Below are 17,899 nucleotides of genomic sequence, written 5' to 3'. Positions count from 1 at the left end.
TTATTTCTGAACAAAATAAGCCCTAAAAAGGGAGTATATTTCGTGTCAGCTTCGCATGACACTCGAAAGTACCTCCCCTTGCTTTGCTCGGGGCAAATATCCCTCCAGCTACCCTTATCACTTTTCTTTAAAGTACCCCCCACCGCATGCGGCGGGTCCCGTCCTTTGTTATCTGTTACCCCGTGCGAAACCTATCCCACTGCAAAGCCCCGTCGCCCCGGGCCACAGGCCCGGAACAGAGTGGCTTTATAATGGATGTTGTAACTAGGCCCTGAGTGGCTGTGAGTAGCGTTGCTTCAGGATTGAAGTACACGCCCGTAAGCGCCTAACGGCGCTAACGCGGAGATACGCCCGGGCACTGCCCGGACCACTCCGACGGCGCAAAGCAGGTTCTTCATAGTGGTCTGCGGGTATGGCTGGGCAGAGCGGAGGGGGCGATTGGTGGGAACTATCAGTACAGGGCGGCTACGCCGCGTAACCGGCGCCGTTCAGCATCGATGCGATTAAGTGACACCGGCTGGCGCCTCCATGCCGCGTAGCGGCATACAATACGCCCACTGAACTAACTCAGAACTCAGGTGGGTGCTCGATTTCGTCACATCATTAACAGATGTATCAGACCAAGTAGTAAAAGATGGCCGCCATAAGCGAAGTAGAAAAACCGGCGAGGCAAAAAGCGCATGTTTTGCGTAGGCTGATACCGGGAGGCAAGTGAAAGGACCACGGGAGGAAACAGTACGGTCGGCAGTACCGCATAAAGAAGTGCTTCTGCGGGTTTGTCTGCTAGGTGACCTATGCCGTTGAGTGTACACAGTGAGAGAAAGGCAACCAGAACGGCTCCCTGTTTCTCGCGGAGAGTTTGTGTGGAATAAAACACGGCCAGTGAAAGGGCTAACATCAATCCCTGAAGACCATAACTGGCGAGTGATAACGGATAAACCAGGAGCACAAGCAGTATCACGCCGGCGAACCGTCCCGGGTGTCCATATGTGTGATCCAGTGCCAGCAGTTGCGTGACACCCGCGAATACAAACAGAATGTTCAGGGCGTACCAGGGATGCGGAGTGTGAAACGCCAGAGCAAAGACGGGTTGTGTGATGACGGCCCATATCCACAACCTGTTCGCACGGTGTTGCAATCTTCCCGGTTGCTGACGGACATTCACGGCCCAGACCATCAGAAACAGCGGAAATGCCATCCGGCCGATGGCATATAGTTCCGGCCAGGGGGGGGCAGAAAAATCGTGTTGATGTGATCCAGCATCATGGCCATCAGCGCTACCACTTTTATCCTGTCCATTGCATCCGGGCTGAGTCTGACAGGCAGAGACAGGATTATGCTGTGCAGATACGGTTGGAGATTTATTTTCATAATATTCCTGCGATGGCTTGCACGCTTTGAATATAAAATCCTGAACCCATTTCCAGAATAATTTACCTGAACAAGATGGGATGACTATTCTGGCCTTTTCCAGAATTTTACGGGCGGCAAACTCAGATTTATCCCGTAAAATAAGCATCGCCCGAAAGCTATTTTTTTCCTGAAAGCAAATAAGGAGGTTGTGCCAGTCATTCATTTTTATTGAGTAATAATTAGAAATCAATGTAAACAATATCTTTTAACATATGATCTCATTAAATTAGTAGTTGAACAAGAATTATCAACAACAGGTAATATCATATGTGTGTTAATGAATAAACTATCTATGCGCTGGGGATTTGGAAATACTTTTAGACGATGAATATGAAGTATTCAGATAACTATTTTACTGCTGTTAAAGAAAGATTAATCGGTTATTTACGTTATACAAGTCAGTATTGTACTTTTTGCAATGGGTACACCCCTGATAAATAGAATGGGGTTGTACGCCGGAACCCCATTAAGATAAACAGGCTGCTTAGCGGCCTTTTTTCTGCTCATCGTTTAATTCCCCGCGCCGCTAGACATTAAGGTGTTTCTGTCCAAGATTAATAACCTCGAACTGCCACTACAATGCCGCAGATGATGCAAAGGACAATTACCCAAAGAATGGCTGGCATTGGATTGCCATGTTTAGCTTCAGATGCCAAATACGCATTAAACTCTTTTTTACTTTGTCTTCGACCATGAGATGTAGAGAAATTGTGCTGCCTTAGAGTAACAGTACCAGACTCAACATATTCCTTAGCTGCTGCTAATGTGGGGACAGGTCCAAAATCATGAGCGCCATTAGCATCGACAATAAGCCACCCAGAGTTATTTTTTATAATGCAACGCCCATCATCTACTGCGTATCTTCCGGCCTGAATTCTGGTTACCTTAGCCAAGGTTTGCTCCGTGTTATCTTATGCCCAACGGGCTACTTTTTTCATCAGAAAAAAGTTTACAGCTTTATCCCTGCGCCGCAATGGGTTGGACACTCAGGTAATTCTGTCCAGTTAGAATAATGACAAAGGAGACTTGTTAACAGGTCTTTTCGCTGGTACTCTTAAAAACCTGTTAAACAGTCTTTAAGAGTACCCCATGCCAAACATCATTTTGAGTGATACCAGCGCCAGCGTCAGTGAACTAAAAAAAAACCCGATGGCGACAGTCAGTGCCGGTGACGGTTATCCGGTGGCGATCCTGAACCGTAACCAGCCCGCTTTCTATTGTGTTCCCGCTGAACTGTACGAAAAAATGCTCGATGCCCTGGATGATCAGGAACTGGTGAAACTGGTTAGTGAACGCAGTAACCAGCCGCTGCTCGATATAGACCTGGACAGCTATCTATGAGCTATTCGGTCAAATTCAGGGAAGATGCGCTAAAAGAATGGCAGAAACTGGATAAGGCTATTCAACAGCAGTTTGCAAAGAAACTGAAAAAATGTTGTGAAAATCCACATATTCCCTCAGCAAAGTTGCGGGGAATAAAAGACAGCTACAAAATAAAACTTAGAGCGTCGGGTTTTCGCCTAGTGTACCAGGTAATAGACGATCAGCTAATTATTGCGGTGGTGGCCGTAGGTAAGCGTGAACGCAGCGACGTATATAATCTGGCAAGTGAGCGATTGAGATGATTTTATGACTATTTTAAAGATAGCGGCAAAATGGCGTGAAGCGCATCCAGAACATGTTGCATCCGGTGTTGTACTTATCTGGAATAATAAGGCATATGGCTGGAAGAATGAGCTTCGCGATCCTAGTAGCGAACAACCAGGCTCTTATGCCATAGATATCAACAACAATGTTTTCATTGCTGAGGGTGGAAATGATTACGATGGTGCTAAATGCTGGGTAGCCACCGCTATAAATGCCGGTAATATGGCCGACGAAAAATATTATAAAATATTCAGCACAGTTAAAAATGCCTGGTGGCAACAAGATAAATATGGATATACCGATGAATATAATGCGGGTTACTGGTCTGAGGCTCAGATATCCATAATGACACTTGATGATGAGCAAAACATTGTTGAGTATAAACCCTCGCGTTTACAACTCAGGCTCCGAGGCCGTGATTAATGAGCCAACTGGACACTCCGGTAATTTTGTCCAAACCGTAAGAAAGCTTAAAAAATGATTGATTGGGCACTTACAAATTTTTAAGCGAGTTTTGAATCAATGCTGCTCTTTCTTGATGGTTAGGAGATTGAATCGCTTCTTTAGAGCGCGCCTGACCATGAAAAGTAGCACGCATTATCCCAATGAGGACGCAGACCTGCGTGAGTTTACGTGTAAAAATGACCGTGTAGTGCCATTTTTAACCTGAAACCCATTTTTCAGGCGAACTGATCCATAAACCCTGTTTGCAGCCATCGTTTTTTCGCCATCCCGTGAAGCCTTTCTGACAGTAATTCTGTGGCATGCATTCCACGTTGTGCCCCGGCAAAGCGCAGCCTGTCGCCGCACAAAATACACTGGTACGGATCGTTACCCAGGAAGCCCTTCAACAGCGCGGCAAAGCCCGGTTTCTCAGGTTTTTTCTTTTCTTCCATTTTCAGCGCCTCGTACACTTTCTGCAGCAGCGTGCCCCGTTTGCGGTTCGACAGGAAGCCGTAGTAGCGCACAATTTTAAAATGCCGTGACGGAATGTGGCTGATATAGCGCCCAATCATCTCTTCCTGAGAGAGCTTCTGCCGCCGGTACTGCTGTGTGCGGTGGTCGTAATACTGGTGTACCACCGCGCCACCACTGTAGTGCCGCAGCTGAGAGGCCGCCACCGGCGGACGCTTCAGGTAGCGACCGATGTATTTCACGTTGCGCCATGCGCCGCGGGTTTTCTTTGCGAAGTGGACTTTCCAGTGGCGCTGATACTGGGCTTCCAGGTAACGGCGCCACTGTTTGTTGTCTCGGATATGGCCCAGTCCGGGCAGGCTGCCAGGGGTTATGCGGTCATAGCTTCTGCGCAGCAGTCCGGTGACGGGGTAATCCCCCCGAAAAACCGGTGTGTTTATAAGTAGAATTTTCTCGTAATCTGAACCGGGGAGATCTCTATGAAAAAATCACGTTTTACCGACAGCCAGATCATGGCCATCCTCAAGCAAGCCGAGGCCGGAACGCCGCTGAACTGTGCCGCGAGCATGGCATGAGCAGCGCCAGTTTCTATAAGTGGCGCTCACGCTTTGGCGGAATGGATGCCTCCATGATGGCCCGTTTGAAAGAACTGGAAGACGAAAATCGCCGCCTCAAAAAGATGTATGCCGAAGAACGACTCAAAGCCGAGATTATTCAGGAGGCGATGGCAAAAAAGTGGTGAAACCATCGCTCCGAAAGCAGATGGCACAGGACGTGGTCAGAAACCGAAGCGTCAGCATACGTTTTGCCTGCCAGTTGTTTGCCGTCAGCGAAAGTTGCTATCGCTATCAGCCTCAACTGAATGAAGAAAACACTGCTATTGCTGACTGGCTGCTCCGCATCACCGGCAGTCAGCGCAACTGGGGATTTGGTCTGTGTTTTTTGTACCTGCGAAACGTAAAGGGCTTTAAGTTCAATCACAAAAGGGTGTACCGGATTTACTGCGAGTTGTCGCTGAACATGCGAATAAAGCCGAAAAAACGACTGAAACGGGATAAGCCCGAAAAGCTGGCGGTGCCTGAAAACAGTAACGAATGCTGGTCCATGGACTTTATGCACGATCAGCTATCGGATGGTCGTTCAGTCCGGTTACTGAATGTAATAGATGACTTCAATCGTGAAGCGCTGGCCAATGAGGTAGATTTTTCTCTGCCCGCAAACCGGGTGGTGAGGACTCTCGACCAACTGATTGAATGGAAAGGTAAACCGGCAGCAATACGCTGCGATAACGGTCCAGAATATACCGGCAAGATACTGATGTCATGGGCAGCGAAGCAGAATATAACCCTGCGTTTTATTCAACCGGGAAAACCTCAGCAGAATGCCTATATTGAACGATATAACCGGACAGTGCGTTACGACTGGCTGGGACAGCACCTGTTTACATCACTGGATGAATTGCAGGACTATGCCACGCGGTGGCAATGGTTTTATAATCACGAGCGCCGAATATGGCGCTGAATGGCTTCACGCCGATGCAGCATATTCAACGCATGATCTGATTCTACTTATCACCTCCGTTAAAAATGGGGGGATTACCAAGATGCTTGCCCCAAATATGATTTATTCAACAAAGCGATTAAACGTTCTTAGTACAAGGAAAATAAGAAAATTCAGGATATAAAATATAAACCCTGACTGGATGTAAATGATAATTTAAATATTATGAGGAGTTACTGATAAATAAATGAATGATTTTTTTTGAATAATATTTTTATAACCCACTCGACTGTATTAACCCTTTATCTGAAATGAATAATATACTTGCTTCATTAAATCTGTACCCACTGAAAGCGAGTGGACTGAATTGATCAGCTGAAAAATTGTAATGTCTGTCGATATATGTCGACCAGGATGGGATTAGTCTCGGTTTTCATTTTTTTGGTAAGCGCTTTATTGATATCGCTCTGCGAAATCTGCCGCAAGTCTGCATTGAATTCTTCTTTAATAATGCTAATTAAAGCTGAATTTTCAAGAAACTGCTCGGGAATGCAATGGGTCGCGTCTGGCATAATCTTACTCACTTAAGGCTCTCTGTAGGGATTTCAGCATGGTGAATAAAAAAAGATAGATTCAGAACGTAGATTTGTAAAAACCCAGATCAAAAATAGCGGACGCGACATGATTTTTAAATATTTAAAAACAATGACATATAAGAAATCTGCCTTATTAACTCAGAATAATCTCATGATTTATTTTGACTTTTTTGTTATTATTTCCATGTAACGAATGTGCATTTGCATACTCTCAGGAACAGACGGATTTCCTGTTCCTGAGAGATTTTTTGAGTTAAAAACTAAAAACTCTACTACCACTGACCTGTCTATGTAGTGCACTGAACTATTCTCTGGGATTTATAACATCTGGTTCTTCCGGATGACCAGGTTTCGTAATGTCAGGAGTATCAGGAATCAATTCTCCGGGAAGCGGCTCATCTACCGGTACGGGGTCTATCAAGTCAGGACGATCAGACATAAAACCTCCAACGTTATAGTGTTAATTCGAAAACTAACAAAAAGATTACTTCTGATTTTGTTTAGGTTTTTTCTCGTCATTTTTAGGTGACTTATCCGGGTTTTTTGGTTGTTCCTTAGAAACGTTCATTGATATCTTTTTCATGGATAACTCCAGTAGAGTAAACAGCAGTTCGCTGAAACAAAATTATAGTTTTTATTCTTTTTTTACGCGAGCGAGACGGTACATGTGGTCTGCCTATCTGGAGTTTATATCCAGTAATTTCATCCTCTTGTGTCTGTATTTATTAATTTTATAAAAACTGATTTTCATTTAATAATTTAATTGCCTTAGAGGGGCCGCCTGAAATTCGGGAAATAAACCACGCTAAGGCTATTTTTTAAGCCAGGCGTGTAGGGAACTGCATGAATTGTCGGCGCTGTGCGATTCAGCGTTCGAAACCGAGCATTTACATACACAACGCTAGGGAAGTAAGCAACACAATTAAGGGGCATCGTACAGCCCTTATGGCAAGGAGCTTCTGCTCACTGGAAAGAAAGTTCCCGTTAAGCTCAATTCTCTTAACGTGGGAAAAACTCCGTTTTCCAGGCTCCCCCTCTTTAAAGTAGCTGCGAAATGATTCAGCAAGTGAAGGGTCATCCGCAGCGCGGGCAGGTTTTGGCTAGGCGCGCATTTACTGCTGGTCAGCCCTGTAATTGTCTGAGAGAAAACGTTTGAATACCTCTTCAGGCGTTTTGATTTGCATTGATATTCTCCACCATTGAGTTGCGTTAAATCATATAACTGCCACACGTCTTAGCGGTTTTATGGCGCTCAGGGTTTATAAAATTTATCGGAGAGTTGAGGAGAGGCCGTCCTCATTCCTGGAATGAGAATAACCTTACGACAGTCTTCCTCTTTCTTTTCAAACATCTCATAACCGCGCGCAGCATCTGCCAGAGGCAGATGATGAGTAATTATTTCTTCAGGATGCAACAAGCCATTTTCAATCAACTCAAGTAATTCAGGCAGAAATGCGTGCACATGAGTCTGGCCCATTTTAAAGGTCAACCCTTTATCAAAAGCATCACCAAAAAGAAAACCATGTATGAAACCGGCATAGACACCCGGAACGCTGACGGTGCCACCTCGTCGGACAGCAGCAATGCACTGTCTTAGCGCCTTGCCGCTACTCCCTTCTAATTTAAGACTGGTCAAAACTGTTTCCGTCAGACTACCTTTTGCTTCAAAGCCTACAGCATCAATTACCGCATCAACCCCTCTCTGCCCTGCGGATTGTTCAATAATCAAAGCAGCAGGATCGTCAACTTCATCAAAGTTAACCGGAATAACCCCATAACGTTCTTTCGCAAAGGCAAGCCGATAGGGGTGATGGTCAATCATGAAAATTTGCTCCGCACCTGCCAGTCGCGCACAGGCCGCACTCAAAAGGCCTACCGGGCCTGCACCGAAGATAGCGATACTCGAACCCTGCGTTACGCCGGCATTTTTAACTGCCTGCCAGGCAGTGGGAAGAATATCTGACAGAAACAAAACTTTATCATCTGCCAGCAAATCCGGGACTTTGAATGGACCTGTATTCCCCTTAGGTACACGAACGTATTCTGCCTGGCCTCCAGGTATGCCGCCATACATTTTGCTGTAACCAAACAAGGCCGCCGGTGGCGTAATTTGCTTTCGATTCAGCGCCGATCCCTTTCCTGAGTTCGTCGTTTCACAGGCGGCATATTGTTGCATATGGCAGAAAAAACACTCCCCACAGGCAATCACGAAGGGGATGACGACGCGATCGCCTTTTGCCACCGCAGTCACATCCTTTCCGGTCTCCACCACTTCGCCCATGAACTCGTGCCCAAAGATATCACCCTGTTCTGTCGTGGGAATTTTTCCACGATAAAGGTGAAGGTCTGAGCCACAAATCGCTGTAGCCGTCACCCGCAGAATAATATCGTCTGATGCTTCTATGCCGGGGTCAGGATGAGTATCAACGCTTACTGAGTGGGGGCCGTGATAGGTCAGTGCTTTCATAATTTCTCCTGTGCAAGTCGATTCAGGCACAGCAGAAGTGTAGTTGCTCTGAACGAGAATGCAGTGGCGGCGCAAAGTTGTCGAACCGAAGTTATCCCCAGAAAAGGTGCATAACGTTGTGCACAATACCGGGAGAAATCACGTAGCAGGCTGTTTCAAAACAGAATCCGGTGACCACTGGCGTGAACCTGATGTGGGTGATCCTACCCACGTAATGTGGACACGGCCCTAAGCGAGGTTCTGGTTTTCAAATTGTTCGGGACTGAGACCGCCACAGGCACTGTGTCGGCGCCACCGATTGTAATCACACTCGATATAATTAAACACCGTCGTCCGCATGATTTCCCGGCTGATAAAGCGTTCCCCGTGGATACATTCCACCTTTAGCGAGTGGAAGAAGCTTTCCGCGCAGGCATTGTCGTAACAACATCCTTTGGCACTCATGCTACCGTGCAGATTATGTCGCTTCAGCAGCGCCTGATAGTCCGCCGAACAGTATTGCCCGCCGCGATCTGTATGGACAATGACATTTCCCGGTCGCTTACGTCGCCAGAGTGCCATCTGCAGCGCATCGCAGGCCAGCTGCGCTGTCATCCGCGACGACATCGACCAACCGATGACAGCCCGCGACCACAGGTCAATCACCACCGCGAGGTACAGCCAGCCCTCGTCGGTGCGAAGATACGTGATGTCTCCTGCCCACTTCTGATTCGGGCCACTCGCGTAAAAATACTGTTTCAGCAGATTTTCAGACACCGGCAGGCCATGTTCTCTGTAGCTGACCGGGCTGAACTTCCGGGCACCCTTTGCACGAAGTCCCTGACGTCGCAGGCTGGCGGCAATGGTTTTGACGTTGTATTCAGGCAGTTCGTCAGCGAGACAAGGCGCACCATAACGCTGTTTTGCCTCAGTGAATGCCTTACGGACAGCAGTATCACAGACGAGTCGGAACTGCTGACGTGATGTTATCTGCTGACAACGCAGACGCCATGCATACCAGCCGCTGCGGGCGACCCGCAGTACTCGGCACATGGCTCTGATGCTGAACTCAGCCCGATGATTTTCGATGAAGACATACTTCATTTCAGGCGCTTCGCGAAGTATGTCGCGGCCTTTTGGAGAATGGCCAGCTCCTCTGCCTGTTCCGCCAGTTGGCGCTTAAGACGGGCAATTTCAACGGACATTTCCTGCTCACGTTCGGAAGAGCTGCGGGCATTGTTAATCTTACTGCGCCATGCGTAGAGCTGGGATTCGTACAGGCTGAGTTCCCGGGCAGCGGCAGCAACACCGATACGTTCCGCAAGCTTCAGGGCTTCGTTGCGGAATTCAGGTGTGTGCTGTTTGCGGGGCTTCTTATTTGTTGATGCTGGTTTTGTCATGAGTCACCTCTGGTTGAGAGTTTACTCACTTAGTCGTGTGTCCACTATTTGCGGGTAGGATCAATTCACTAATCAAATAGATGAATCAGAACTCCACGCGTTTATCAGTAGTCAGAGACAGCGTGATGATGCCGTCTCTTTTTTCATTAAAATACCACATCTTCAACAGGTACGGGTTTGCCGGTATGATAACCCTGCAACCAGTCCACGCCCATTGCCGTCAGCATCTGTTTTATTTCTTCCGATTCAACAAACTCCGCCACCACTTCCATATTTTTTAATTTTGCCGCTTCACAGAATGACATCACTGTATGGCGATCAAACTCATGATTGACAATATTCCGAATAAATGAACCGTCAATTTTCAATATATCCGCCTCCATGTTTTTCAGGCGCGAGTAGCTTGACGCCCCAGTTCCGAAATCATCAATGGCAATTTTGCAGCCTGACTGACGTAACTGGCGTAACACTTTCAGTGCCGTCGTGCTGTCAATCATATCTGATTCGATAATCTCAAAAGTGATTCGTTCGGGCTTAATGGAATATCGTGTGAATAATTTTCGCAGCCGCATCAGAAAATCTGTTTTTACCAGTGACTGTGGGGTCAGGTTGATTGAAAAACGACTCTGAGGCTGTGATGCTTCACGTAACTGCATAAAACGGAACGTTTGTTCAATCACCGCCATATCGATTCTGGCAAGTAACCCGGCATCATGTGCCAGTGGCAGGAATGAATCCGGAAAGAATAACTTATTGTTCATCGTCTTCATCCGGATCAGGATTTCATAATAATGTGGTTTATTTCTGGTGGAAACAACAGGCTGGGCGACTAACATAAATGACTGCCGGTCTATTGCCTTTTGCAGCATATGACGTATTGCGCCAGGGCTGACCACATTATCTCCGGGGATAACTGAATTAAAGGCTACTGGTTTTCCCTGTTGCAAAGAGATAAATGTGCTGGCATTTAAATGACCGATAATGGATGACAGTTCGTTGACACAACTGTTCAGGGGCATATAGGACAATCCCAGATTCAGGCCAATTTCCATCTCCGCCCATGTAAAGCGAAATGACGATATGGCTTTGAAATACGTGTTGATAATATAAGCATCAACTTTGTTAAGCCTCAGGAGCACACCGTAGCCGGGGGTGTAATATATCTCCTCATTCTCCCGCATTAAGGGTCTGATAAATGCGGCGAGGGCTTTCACAAATTCAAAGCGAAAAGCGATACCGTGAGTTTGCGTGAGCGTATTGAGTTCCGGGCACTGGATCATGCACAGGCCAGAATCAGGAGAGTGAATGATATCCTTTTTCAGAGCCTGCATATTTGGAAGCCCGGTATTGGGCTCTGACAATGACATACGCTTAAGGTGACGGATATATGTGCGTACCCGGGCAGACTGAACACCCACGATGACGATGGTCAGTGAAAAAATGAAAATCATCGACGATGAAAACGCGAGATGACCTAAATAGTTTTCAACCGTAATGGATTTACCGACTGAAATATAGTTATCAACATAGTCACTGAGCAGGAACAACATTAAAACCCATACCGGGGAAATCAGTGCGTGGCCGATACATATCGTGCCCCACAGCATAACCGGAAGAAGCCAGAGCAGTGAGTAATCGGTAAATATCAGCGCATCGTTCTCGGATGAAATCAGGCAGAACATAATGCCACCCAGTAAACCAATCCAGGTGAGCAGATAAGCCTTGCGGGGGCCGAAAACGACCAGCATTTTAATGTGCTTTAAATAACTCACAAACCAGGCTGGTTTGTACACGCTTCTGAGCAAGAGATAGCAGAAGGGAACGCCGGTGATACAGGAGGTCATCATCCACTGCATATTAACCAGCGTCGGGACGCTGAATAAATCTGCGTTAGCTGCAGGCAGGAGCCGTAATTGCAGCAATAACCACCAGTGGATGAGGGTGTAAACCAGTGTATTCACGCAAACCAGCCATCCAATGCGGTGAATGGTCAGCCTGCTGCGTCCGAAACTGACTGAACCTCGCTTTCCGGTTGCATTGAAATACAGCCTGCTGCTGATTAAAGCCGCGCACCACGCTGATACGGTTGCCAGCGACTGGACCACAGGGTGTGCATATATGCTGTAGAAGACTAACAGGGTAAGCACCGGAAGAGATTTTCGTCGATAAAATACCAGCAGCGCGGTCATCAGCGGTAATGTCAGGTCATAGAGCCTGAGATAGATATCGGCAATCGGCAGTCCGCTGCTGAGTTTTTCAACCAGAATGAAAAGTGAAAAAAAGAAAAGGTTAAAGGCAACGTATTTTTTTATACGCTCAAAGTGTGGGGTTTCACTTTGCGATATCTCCCACCAGTGACTGACCACTGAAGCTCTTCTGGTGGGAGGTTTTTCGCTTCCCGGCTCGTTTTCCGACTCATCCTGAGTCTGTGATGCTGAAGACTTGTCCTTAAGTTCCATTATGTTTTCTCATCATAAAATGTCACTTTATAAGTGATAGTTAATTTTTACTTGTGCAAAATAGTACAAATAATTAAGGCAAATATTTGCCAGACCTGATGGTACGTACTGAAAATATTAACACGACATTAAATTTTAATCACAGAAGTCATTCGGTAGTTATACATCGCTCGTTAAAGATAATTGTTAAAAGTGATAGGTTGTTTTTATTTTATAGGGATAATAAATAATATTGTTTTGCTCGTGCATGAAGTGTTAGGTATGTGGTTTTTTGTTGTTGAATAATATGTTTTGAATCGCTGGATTTAACGTATTAAATTTTTCATTAACAGGGATTGTACTTCGTAACCCCATGTGGGCTGAAACTGGCAGTACTGCACTTCATGCAAATTCAAAAGTCGCCAAAAAATGGCGGCTTCCTGTGATTTTTGTTTTTGCGGCCCAAATGCACCAGAATCTGTTAAACAGGGGTCAGTTTGGAGATAGAGAATTATTGTACGGCAAGCCTGTTTTTTGAACAGGGTTACCTATCGCAATGGGGTGTAGCTGAAGCGGAGGCGGAAGCCCGTAAGGCCAAGCGCCTGGCGCGCCTTCAAAAGCAGTTAGAAAAACAGAAGTCAGAAGAAGCCTAACCGGAAACCAGTTATGAAAAAGAATTTTCTGCTAGCCGCCCTAGTGGCGGCAGGTATTACGCCAGCAATAGCTAACGATGACCAGTCCACCGATCAGCTATACAAAGTTGGCGCGCACATTATAGAAATGGACGCGGATTGCGTGATCCATTCGGTTGATGGCTCTCCCGCCACTCTCAGCGCTGCCGTGTCCGGGCATATGGATTTTAATCTAACCAACGGCGGTATTGTGGAATCCGAACCATGGCCAAATCGCCATATCTGCAAAGTGTATGTGGGGAATGATGTGCGTACAATTAACATGAAAAAGCATTCCGGATGAAAACCAGGTGGCACTTAAGCTCGGCTTTGATACCTATATGAAATAACCGCTACTTTTAGCCGTTTGGCCATGAAAACGGGCTATGCAATTTTAGCCCGTTTTATGCAACGGGTTTGGCGGGGTTTAGTGCCACTTTTAATGGTTTGGCCAGCCCAATGGCCGCAGCGCTGATCCGCCAAGGCGCTTAAGAGGTTATATGTTGGGGTCTGTTTGGAGATCGGAAATTTTTGTACGTTAAGCGCATCATTTAACCAATCGAGATGCGTAACGGATTGATTTTGCGTCAGCGGCTATCGCTTTTAAGTTGTCGCCCTTGCGGTATCGCATTTAGGTTATCCGATTAAGGTCAAATCTCCTGAAAACGCCGTATAGCGCGGGAGTACACCCCATTGCGATAGGTAACCCTGTTCAAAAAACAGGCTTACCGTACAATAATTCTCTATCTCCAAACTGACCCCAAACATCGGGCGAATTGAATTGGTTAAGAAATAGCGATGAGCGAGCCCAGTGCGGACACCGAAAGTGAAGGTAGCGCATATCTTCCCATTATGCAGCACCTTCGGCTTGTGGCATATCAGTTAGATAACGAGAAAGCATCAATGGAACAGCTATTGATGGGCGCATATTACCGTCTGGCTCCAGCTCATGATTATTCCCGTTCCACTAAACAAGAACCAGTTTTGCGCCAGCTGAATAAAAAATTATTCCGACGTACAACTCCATGAGGTGATTTTTGAATCGAAAACAATTTATTCAGAGTCGGGGGGCTACCTGTCGGAATTGGACATTGAGCTGGTCGTTTATCAATCATGATGAACAGCAGGTTATCTTCGGTGCCTGGGATACAGAACGGGAAAAGGAACGGGCGGTTATCCTCAGAGAGGAATGGGAATATAGCAGCAGAGACAAAAGACAGCCAGGCTACACCCAGGTCATTGAGCATATCGGTTTCATCCTGCAGGGATACGAGCTGTTCACCTTCAACATGATCTATGCACCGAACCCGGAGAACCCGGACATTGCGGTTATGTCGGATAAGCACAGCCAGTTGCCTGACTGTGCTCTCCTAAGAACGGAGCGTGCGACTTTCACCGCACTCCGCTCAAGCCTCTCAAAGGCAATTATTGTTACCCGGCAAACTTCTCATAACGCAGTTTCCAGCGACATATGCCAACTGTTTCGGCTTTTGTCCCGATTTTCCTTACGTGAACGCCAGGGCACTGTTGCAAAGATCGTGATAGTGAAGCCTCTGGTGTTGCTGAAGGACTTTAAATTTCAAACACTCTGCTCACCAGACGCATCTCGCCCAGTGGATGGCCAAAGTAAAATGATTCAGCCTGTCCTTTACGCAGCGCTCGCATGACTTCGATCCCTTTTATCGTGGCGTAAGCCGTTTTCATTGATTTGAATCCCAGTGTGGCATTGATTATCCGTTTCAGTTTGCCGTGGTCACACTCAATCACGTTGTTCCGGTACTTTATCTGCCGGTGCTCCACATCCGGCGGACATTTTCCTTCGCGCTTCAGCAACGCCAGCGCCCGCGCGTATGTCGGGGCTTTATCAGTATTAATCAGCCGGGGAATTTGCCCGCGCTTCGTATTATTCAGGAGCTTTCCCATAAAGCGGTATGCGGCTTTACTGTTGCGGCGTGGCGAGAGATAAAAATCGAGGGTACAACCTCTGCTGTCGACTGCGCGGTACAGATAAGCCCATCTGCCGTTCACTTTGATGTAGGTTTCATCCAGATGCCATAAACAAAACCCGGAAGGGGTTCGCCAGTACCAGCGCAGCCGTTTTTCCATTTCGGGTGCATAACGCTGAACCCAGCGATAACTGGTGGTGTGATCGACATTCACGCCGCGTTCGGCCAGCATCTCCTGCAGTTCACGATAGCTGATACCATATTTGCAGTACCAGCGTACTGCCCAGAGGATGATGTCTCGCTGAAAATGCCGGCCTTTAAATACGTTCATGAGTAGCGTGATGACTGGTGAAAATGGGTGCTAAGTTTATCAATGCGACGATCTTTGCAACTGTGCCCGCTGGGGTATCCCAGTGACGTGTTGCTGAGTCGCTGGGTGGATGAACTTCATCCCGGTAGACGTCAGATCCTCTCCAGTATAAAAAATCTGGATGCTCCCTTTGATGCTGAGGTGAAACGCCAGGCCGTCAGCGATCTCTGCACCCGGCCTGCATTTGCGCGCGAAATCGCGCAAAAGGTTGGTGTCAGCCGCCAGCAGCTATATAAATGGAAGGATGAACTGATCGGTAACGAGGATTATCTCGCCATGCGTAAACGCAAGGGGCTTTCCACTGAGAAGGATCGTGACTCACTGCTTGATGAACTCACTCGCCTTAAACAACAGATCCTCCGCCAGCAGATGGAACTGGATATCCTGAATAAAGCGGAAGAACTGATAAAAAAAGACCGGGGCATCAGCGCTCAATCCCTGACAAACAGGGAAAAGACACAGGTTGTTGATGCCCTGAGACACGCACATCCGACGGCCAGGTTGCTCGGTGCTCTACAGCTTGCCCGCAGTAGCTATTTTTACCATCGTGCAGCACTGTGCCAGGGTGATAAATATGCGGCCATTCGCACTACACTGGCAGAGATTTTCAATGGTAACTACCGTTGTTATGGCTATCGGCGGTTACATGCAATGTTACGACACGAAGGTCTGTTGCTCTCAGAAAAAGTTGTTCGTCGGCTGATGGCCGAGGAACAGCTTGTGGTGAGTCGTCCCCGCCGCCGACGTTACAGCTCGTACTGCGGAGAAATCGGCTCTGCGCCCGACAATCTAATCGCCAGAGATTTTAAAGCGGCTTTGCCGAACCAAAAATGGTTGACGGATATTACGGAGTTCCAACTCTCAGCGGGAAAAGAGTGGCTGTCACCCGTGTTAGACTGCTTCGATGGCAAAGTTGTGAGCTGGTCACTGAGCACGCACCCAAATGCAGAGCTGGCTAATACGATGCTGGAAGACGCGATCGATACGCTAAAAACAAGCGATCGTCCGATTATCCACAGCGACCGGGGTGGGCATTATCGCTGGCCAGGATGGCTGGCGCGAGTGAATGCAGCGGGTCTTATCCGCTAAATGTCTCGCAAAGGTTGTTCACCGGATAATGCGGCATGCGAAGGGTTCTTCGGCCGTCTGAAAAATGAAATGTACTATGGTCGGGACTGGTCAGGTGTGACGCTGAATAATTTCATGCAACATGTAGATACTTACATCAGGTGGTATAACGAACGGCGTATAAAGCTGTCGCTGGGCGCAATCAGTCCGGAAAGATATCGCCAGCAACTTGAGATCACACAATAAAACAGTCCAGGAAAACATCCGCATCCCCGAGCTGGCCATTCTCCAAAAGGCCGCGACATACTTCGCGAAGCGCCTGAAATGAAGTATGTCTTCATCGAAAATCATCGGGCTGAGTTCAGCATCAGAGCCATGTGCCGAGTACTGCGGGTCGCCCGCAGCGGCTGGTATGCATGGCGTCTGCGTCGTCAGCAGATAACATCACGTCAGCAGTTCCGACTCGTCTGTGATACTGCTGTCCGTAAGGCATTCACTGAGGCAAAACAGCGTTATGGTGCGCCTTGTCTCGCTGACGAACTGCCTGAGTACAACGTCAAAACCATTGCCGCCAGCCTGCGACGTCAGGGACTTCGTGCAAAGGGTGCCCGGAAGTTCAGCCCGGTCAGCTACAGAGAACATGGCCTGCCGGTGTCTGAAAATCTGCTGAAACAGTATTTTTACGCGAGTGGCCCGAATCAGAAGTGGGCAGGAGACATCACGTATCTTCGCACCGACGAGGGCTGGCTGTACCTCGCGGTGGTGATTGACCTGTGGTCGCGGGCTGTCATCGGTTGGTCGATGTCGTCGCGGATGACAGCGCAGCTGGCCTGCGATGCGCTGCAGATGGCACTCTGGCGACGTAAGCGACCGGGAAATGTCATTGTCCATACAGATCGCGGCGGGCAATACTGTTCGGCGGACTATCAGGCGCTGCTGAAGCGACATAATCTGCACGGTAGCATGAGTGCCAAAGGATGTTGTTACGACAATGCCTGCGCGGAAAGCTTCTTCCACTCGCTAAAGGTGGAATGTATCCACGGGGAACGCTTTATCAGCCGGGAAATCATGCGGACGACGGTGTTTAATTATATCGAGTGTGATTACAATCGGTGGCGCCGACACAGTGCCTGTGGCGGTCTCAGTCCCGAACAATTTGAAAACCAGAACCTCGCTTAGGGCCGTGTCCACATTACGTGGGCAGGATCAAGCCTCGCCCAGCTAAATACAAATACCTTGATGAAAATGGTATTAAACAGACATGGACTGGTCAGGGTCGCACTCCTAAAGCAATGAAGGTTGCTTTGGATAGTGGCAAGAGTTTGGAAGATTTTGTGATTTGATATCAATTTTAAAATGCCGTTGACTCGTTTCGAGTTGGCGGTTTTTTGATATTGTAATTTTCTATAAATGATATACTTATTCCAGTATGTGAAAAGCTCAATAATAGCTCAGCATTCATGAGATTAAATTAGCTCATAGCCTAAAA

General features: G+C 47.4%; 12 protein-coding genes and 5 pseudogenes. 9 read left to right on the top strand and 8 right to left on the bottom strand.

The window, feature by feature from the left end:
* Positions 1-595: 595 nt before the first annotated feature.
* Both AB1E22_RS00465 and AB1E22_RS00460 read right to left on the bottom strand, forming a co-directional pair.
* The gene (locus AB1E22_RS00465; protein WP_367593570.1) at positions 596-1,576 is read right to left on the bottom strand and encodes a TraX family protein; all 981 of its coding nucleotides are present in this window, start codon (positions 1,574-1,576) and stop codon (positions 596-598) included.
* Between the two features lie 391 nt (positions 1,577-1,967).
* On the bottom strand, positions 1,968-2,306 hold the full coding sequence (locus AB1E22_RS00460; protein ID WP_367593569.1) for a hypothetical protein: 339 nt from the start codon (positions 2,304-2,306) through the stop codon (positions 1,968-1,970).
* Between the two features lie 196 nt (positions 2,307-2,502).
* Between AB1E22_RS00460 and AB1E22_RS00455 the strand changes: the two genes are divergently transcribed.
* From AB1E22_RS00455 to AB1E22_RS00445, 3 genes are read left to right on the top strand one after another with little or no spacing between them, the layout of a single operon-like run.
* Positions 2,503-2,754 (top strand): type II toxin-antitoxin system Phd/YefM family antitoxin, encoded by a 252-nt coding sequence (locus AB1E22_RS00455; RefSeq protein WP_154156394.1) that lies wholly within the window; start codon positions 2,503-2,505, stop codon positions 2,752-2,754.
* Positions 2,751-3,038 (top strand): type II toxin-antitoxin system RelE family toxin, encoded by a 288-nt coding sequence (locus AB1E22_RS00450; protein ID WP_367593568.1) that lies wholly within the window; start codon positions 2,751-2,753, stop codon positions 3,036-3,038. Before AB1E22_RS00455 ends, AB1E22_RS00450 begins: the two co-directional genes overlap by 4 nt.
* Before the next feature lie 4 nt (positions 3,039-3,042).
* Positions 3,043-3,483, top strand: a complete 441-nt coding sequence (locus AB1E22_RS00445; RefSeq protein ID WP_367593567.1) for a hypothetical protein — start codon at positions 3,043-3,045, stop codon at positions 3,481-3,483.
* Between the two features lie 257 nt (positions 3,484-3,740).
* Here the strand turns inward: AB1E22_RS00445 and AB1E22_RS00440 are convergent.
* Positions 3,741-4,382 (bottom strand): annotated as a pseudogene (locus tag AB1E22_RS00440) (IS91 family transposase); the annotation flags it as partial.
* A gap of 72 nt (positions 4,383-4,454) precedes the next feature.
* Here AB1E22_RS00440 and AB1E22_RS00435 point away from each other — a divergent pair.
* Positions 4,455-5,537, top strand: a pseudogene (locus AB1E22_RS00435) (IS3 family transposase).
* 1,786 nt (positions 5,538-7,323) lie between these two features.
* On the opposite strand, the gene AB1E22_RS00430 reads toward AB1E22_RS00435, so the two are convergent.
* The 3 genes from AB1E22_RS00430 to AB1E22_RS00420 all read right to left on the bottom strand — a co-directional run bounded on the left by AB1E22_RS00430 (position 7,324) and on the right by AB1E22_RS00420 (position 12,376).
* On the bottom strand, positions 7,324-8,538 hold the full coding sequence (locus tag AB1E22_RS00430; RefSeq protein WP_367593566.1) for a zinc-dependent alcohol dehydrogenase: 1,215 nt from the start codon (positions 8,536-8,538) through the stop codon (positions 7,324-7,326).
* 228 nt (positions 8,539-8,766) lie between these two features.
* A protein-coding gene (locus AB1E22_RS00425) for an IS3 family transposase (RefSeq protein ID WP_367593565.1) occupies positions 8,767-9,917 on the bottom strand; the annotation gives its coding sequence in 2 pieces (ribosomal slippage) (positions 8,767-9,659 and positions 9,659-9,917; 1,152 coding nt in all).
* Positions 9,918-10,063: 146 nt separating this feature from the next.
* The gene (locus AB1E22_RS00420) at positions 10,064-12,376 is read right to left on the bottom strand and encodes an EAL domain-containing protein (protein ID WP_367593564.1); all 2,313 of its coding nucleotides are present in this window, start codon (positions 12,374-12,376) and stop codon (positions 10,064-10,066) included.
* A gap of 476 nt (positions 12,377-12,852) precedes the next feature.
* On the opposite strand from AB1E22_RS00420, the gene AB1E22_RS00415 reads away from it, so the two are divergent.
* Both AB1E22_RS00415 and AB1E22_RS00410 read left to right on the top strand, forming a co-directional pair.
* Positions 12,853-13,008 (top strand): hypothetical protein, encoded by a 156-nt coding sequence (locus tag AB1E22_RS00415; RefSeq protein WP_367593563.1) that lies wholly within the window; start codon positions 12,853-12,855, stop codon positions 13,006-13,008.
* 13 nt (positions 13,009-13,021) lie between these two features.
* Positions 13,022-13,330 (top strand): hypothetical protein, encoded by a 309-nt coding sequence (locus AB1E22_RS00410; protein ID WP_367593562.1) that lies wholly within the window; start codon positions 13,022-13,024, stop codon positions 13,328-13,330.
* A gap of 649 nt (positions 13,331-13,979) precedes the next feature.
* Here the strand turns inward: AB1E22_RS00410 and AB1E22_RS00405 are convergent.
* The gene (locus AB1E22_RS00405; RefSeq protein ID WP_367593561.1) at positions 13,980-14,273 is read right to left on the bottom strand and encodes a hypothetical protein; all 294 of its coding nucleotides are present in this window, start codon (positions 14,271-14,273) and stop codon (positions 13,980-13,982) included.
* A 325-nt stretch (positions 14,274-14,598) separates the two neighbouring features.
* The gene (locus tag AB1E22_RS00400; RefSeq protein WP_367593560.1) at positions 14,599-15,303 is read right to left on the bottom strand and encodes an IS6 family transposase; all 705 of its coding nucleotides are present in this window, start codon (positions 15,301-15,303) and stop codon (positions 14,599-14,601) included.
* Between the two features lie 69 nt (positions 15,304-15,372).
* Between AB1E22_RS00400 and AB1E22_RS00395 the strand changes: the two are divergent.
* The 3 pseudogenes from AB1E22_RS00395 to AB1E22_RS00385 all read left to right on the top strand — a co-directional run.
* A pseudogene (locus tag AB1E22_RS00395) lies at positions 15,373-16,656 on the top strand (IS3 family transposase); the annotation flags it as partial.
* 45 nt (positions 16,657-16,701) lie between these two features.
* A pseudogene (locus AB1E22_RS00390) lies at positions 16,702-17,589 on the top strand (IS3 family transposase); the annotation flags it as partial.
* A gap of 32 nt (positions 17,590-17,621) precedes the next feature.
* Positions 17,622-17,753 (top strand): annotated as a pseudogene (locus AB1E22_RS00385) (H-NS family nucleoid-associated regulatory protein); the annotation flags it as partial.
* Positions 17,754-17,899 lie beyond the last annotated feature (146 nt).

Source organism: Buttiauxella gaviniae (genome assembly GCF_040786275.1).
Lineage (GTDB): Bacteria > Pseudomonadota > Gammaproteobacteria > Enterobacterales > Enterobacteriaceae > Buttiauxella > Buttiauxella gaviniae_A.
Note: the sequence above shows the minus strand (reverse complement) of the source record. Positions and strands in the feature narration are given on the sequence as shown.

Excerpts from the sequence above, each read along its gene's own strand:
- AB1E22_RS00465 (WP_367593570.1), bottom strand. The coding sequence starts at position 1,576 with ATGAATGACTGGCACAACCTCCTTATTTGCTTTCAGGAAAAAAATAGC.
- AB1E22_RS00455 (WP_154156394.1), top strand. The coding sequence starts at position 2,503 with ATGCCAAACATCATTTTGAGTGATACCAGCGCCAGCGTCAGTGAACTA.
- AB1E22_RS00450 (WP_367593568.1), top strand. The coding sequence starts at position 2,751 with ATGAGCTATTCGGTCAAATTCAGGGAAGATGCGCTAAAAGAATGGCAG.
- AB1E22_RS00445 (WP_367593567.1), top strand. The coding sequence starts at position 3,043 with ATGACTATTTTAAAGATAGCGGCAAAATGGCGTGAAGCGCATCCAGAA.
- AB1E22_RS00430 (WP_367593566.1), bottom strand. The coding sequence starts at position 8,538 with ATGAAAGCACTGACCTATCACGGCCCCCACTCAGTAAGCGTTGATACT.
- AB1E22_RS00420 (WP_367593564.1), bottom strand. The coding sequence starts at position 12,376 with ATGGAACTTAAGGACAAGTCTTCAGCATCACAGACTCAGGATGAGTCG.
- AB1E22_RS00410 (WP_367593562.1), top strand. The coding sequence starts at position 13,022 with ATGAAAAAGAATTTTCTGCTAGCCGCCCTAGTGGCGGCAGGTATTACG.
- AB1E22_RS00405 (WP_367593561.1), bottom strand. The coding sequence starts at position 14,273 with ATGCTCAATGACCTGGGTGTAGCCTGGCTGTCTTTTGTCTCTGCTGCT.
- AB1E22_RS00400 (WP_367593560.1), bottom strand. The coding sequence starts at position 15,303 with ATGAACGTATTTAAAGGCCGGCATTTTCAGCGAGACATCATCCTCTGG.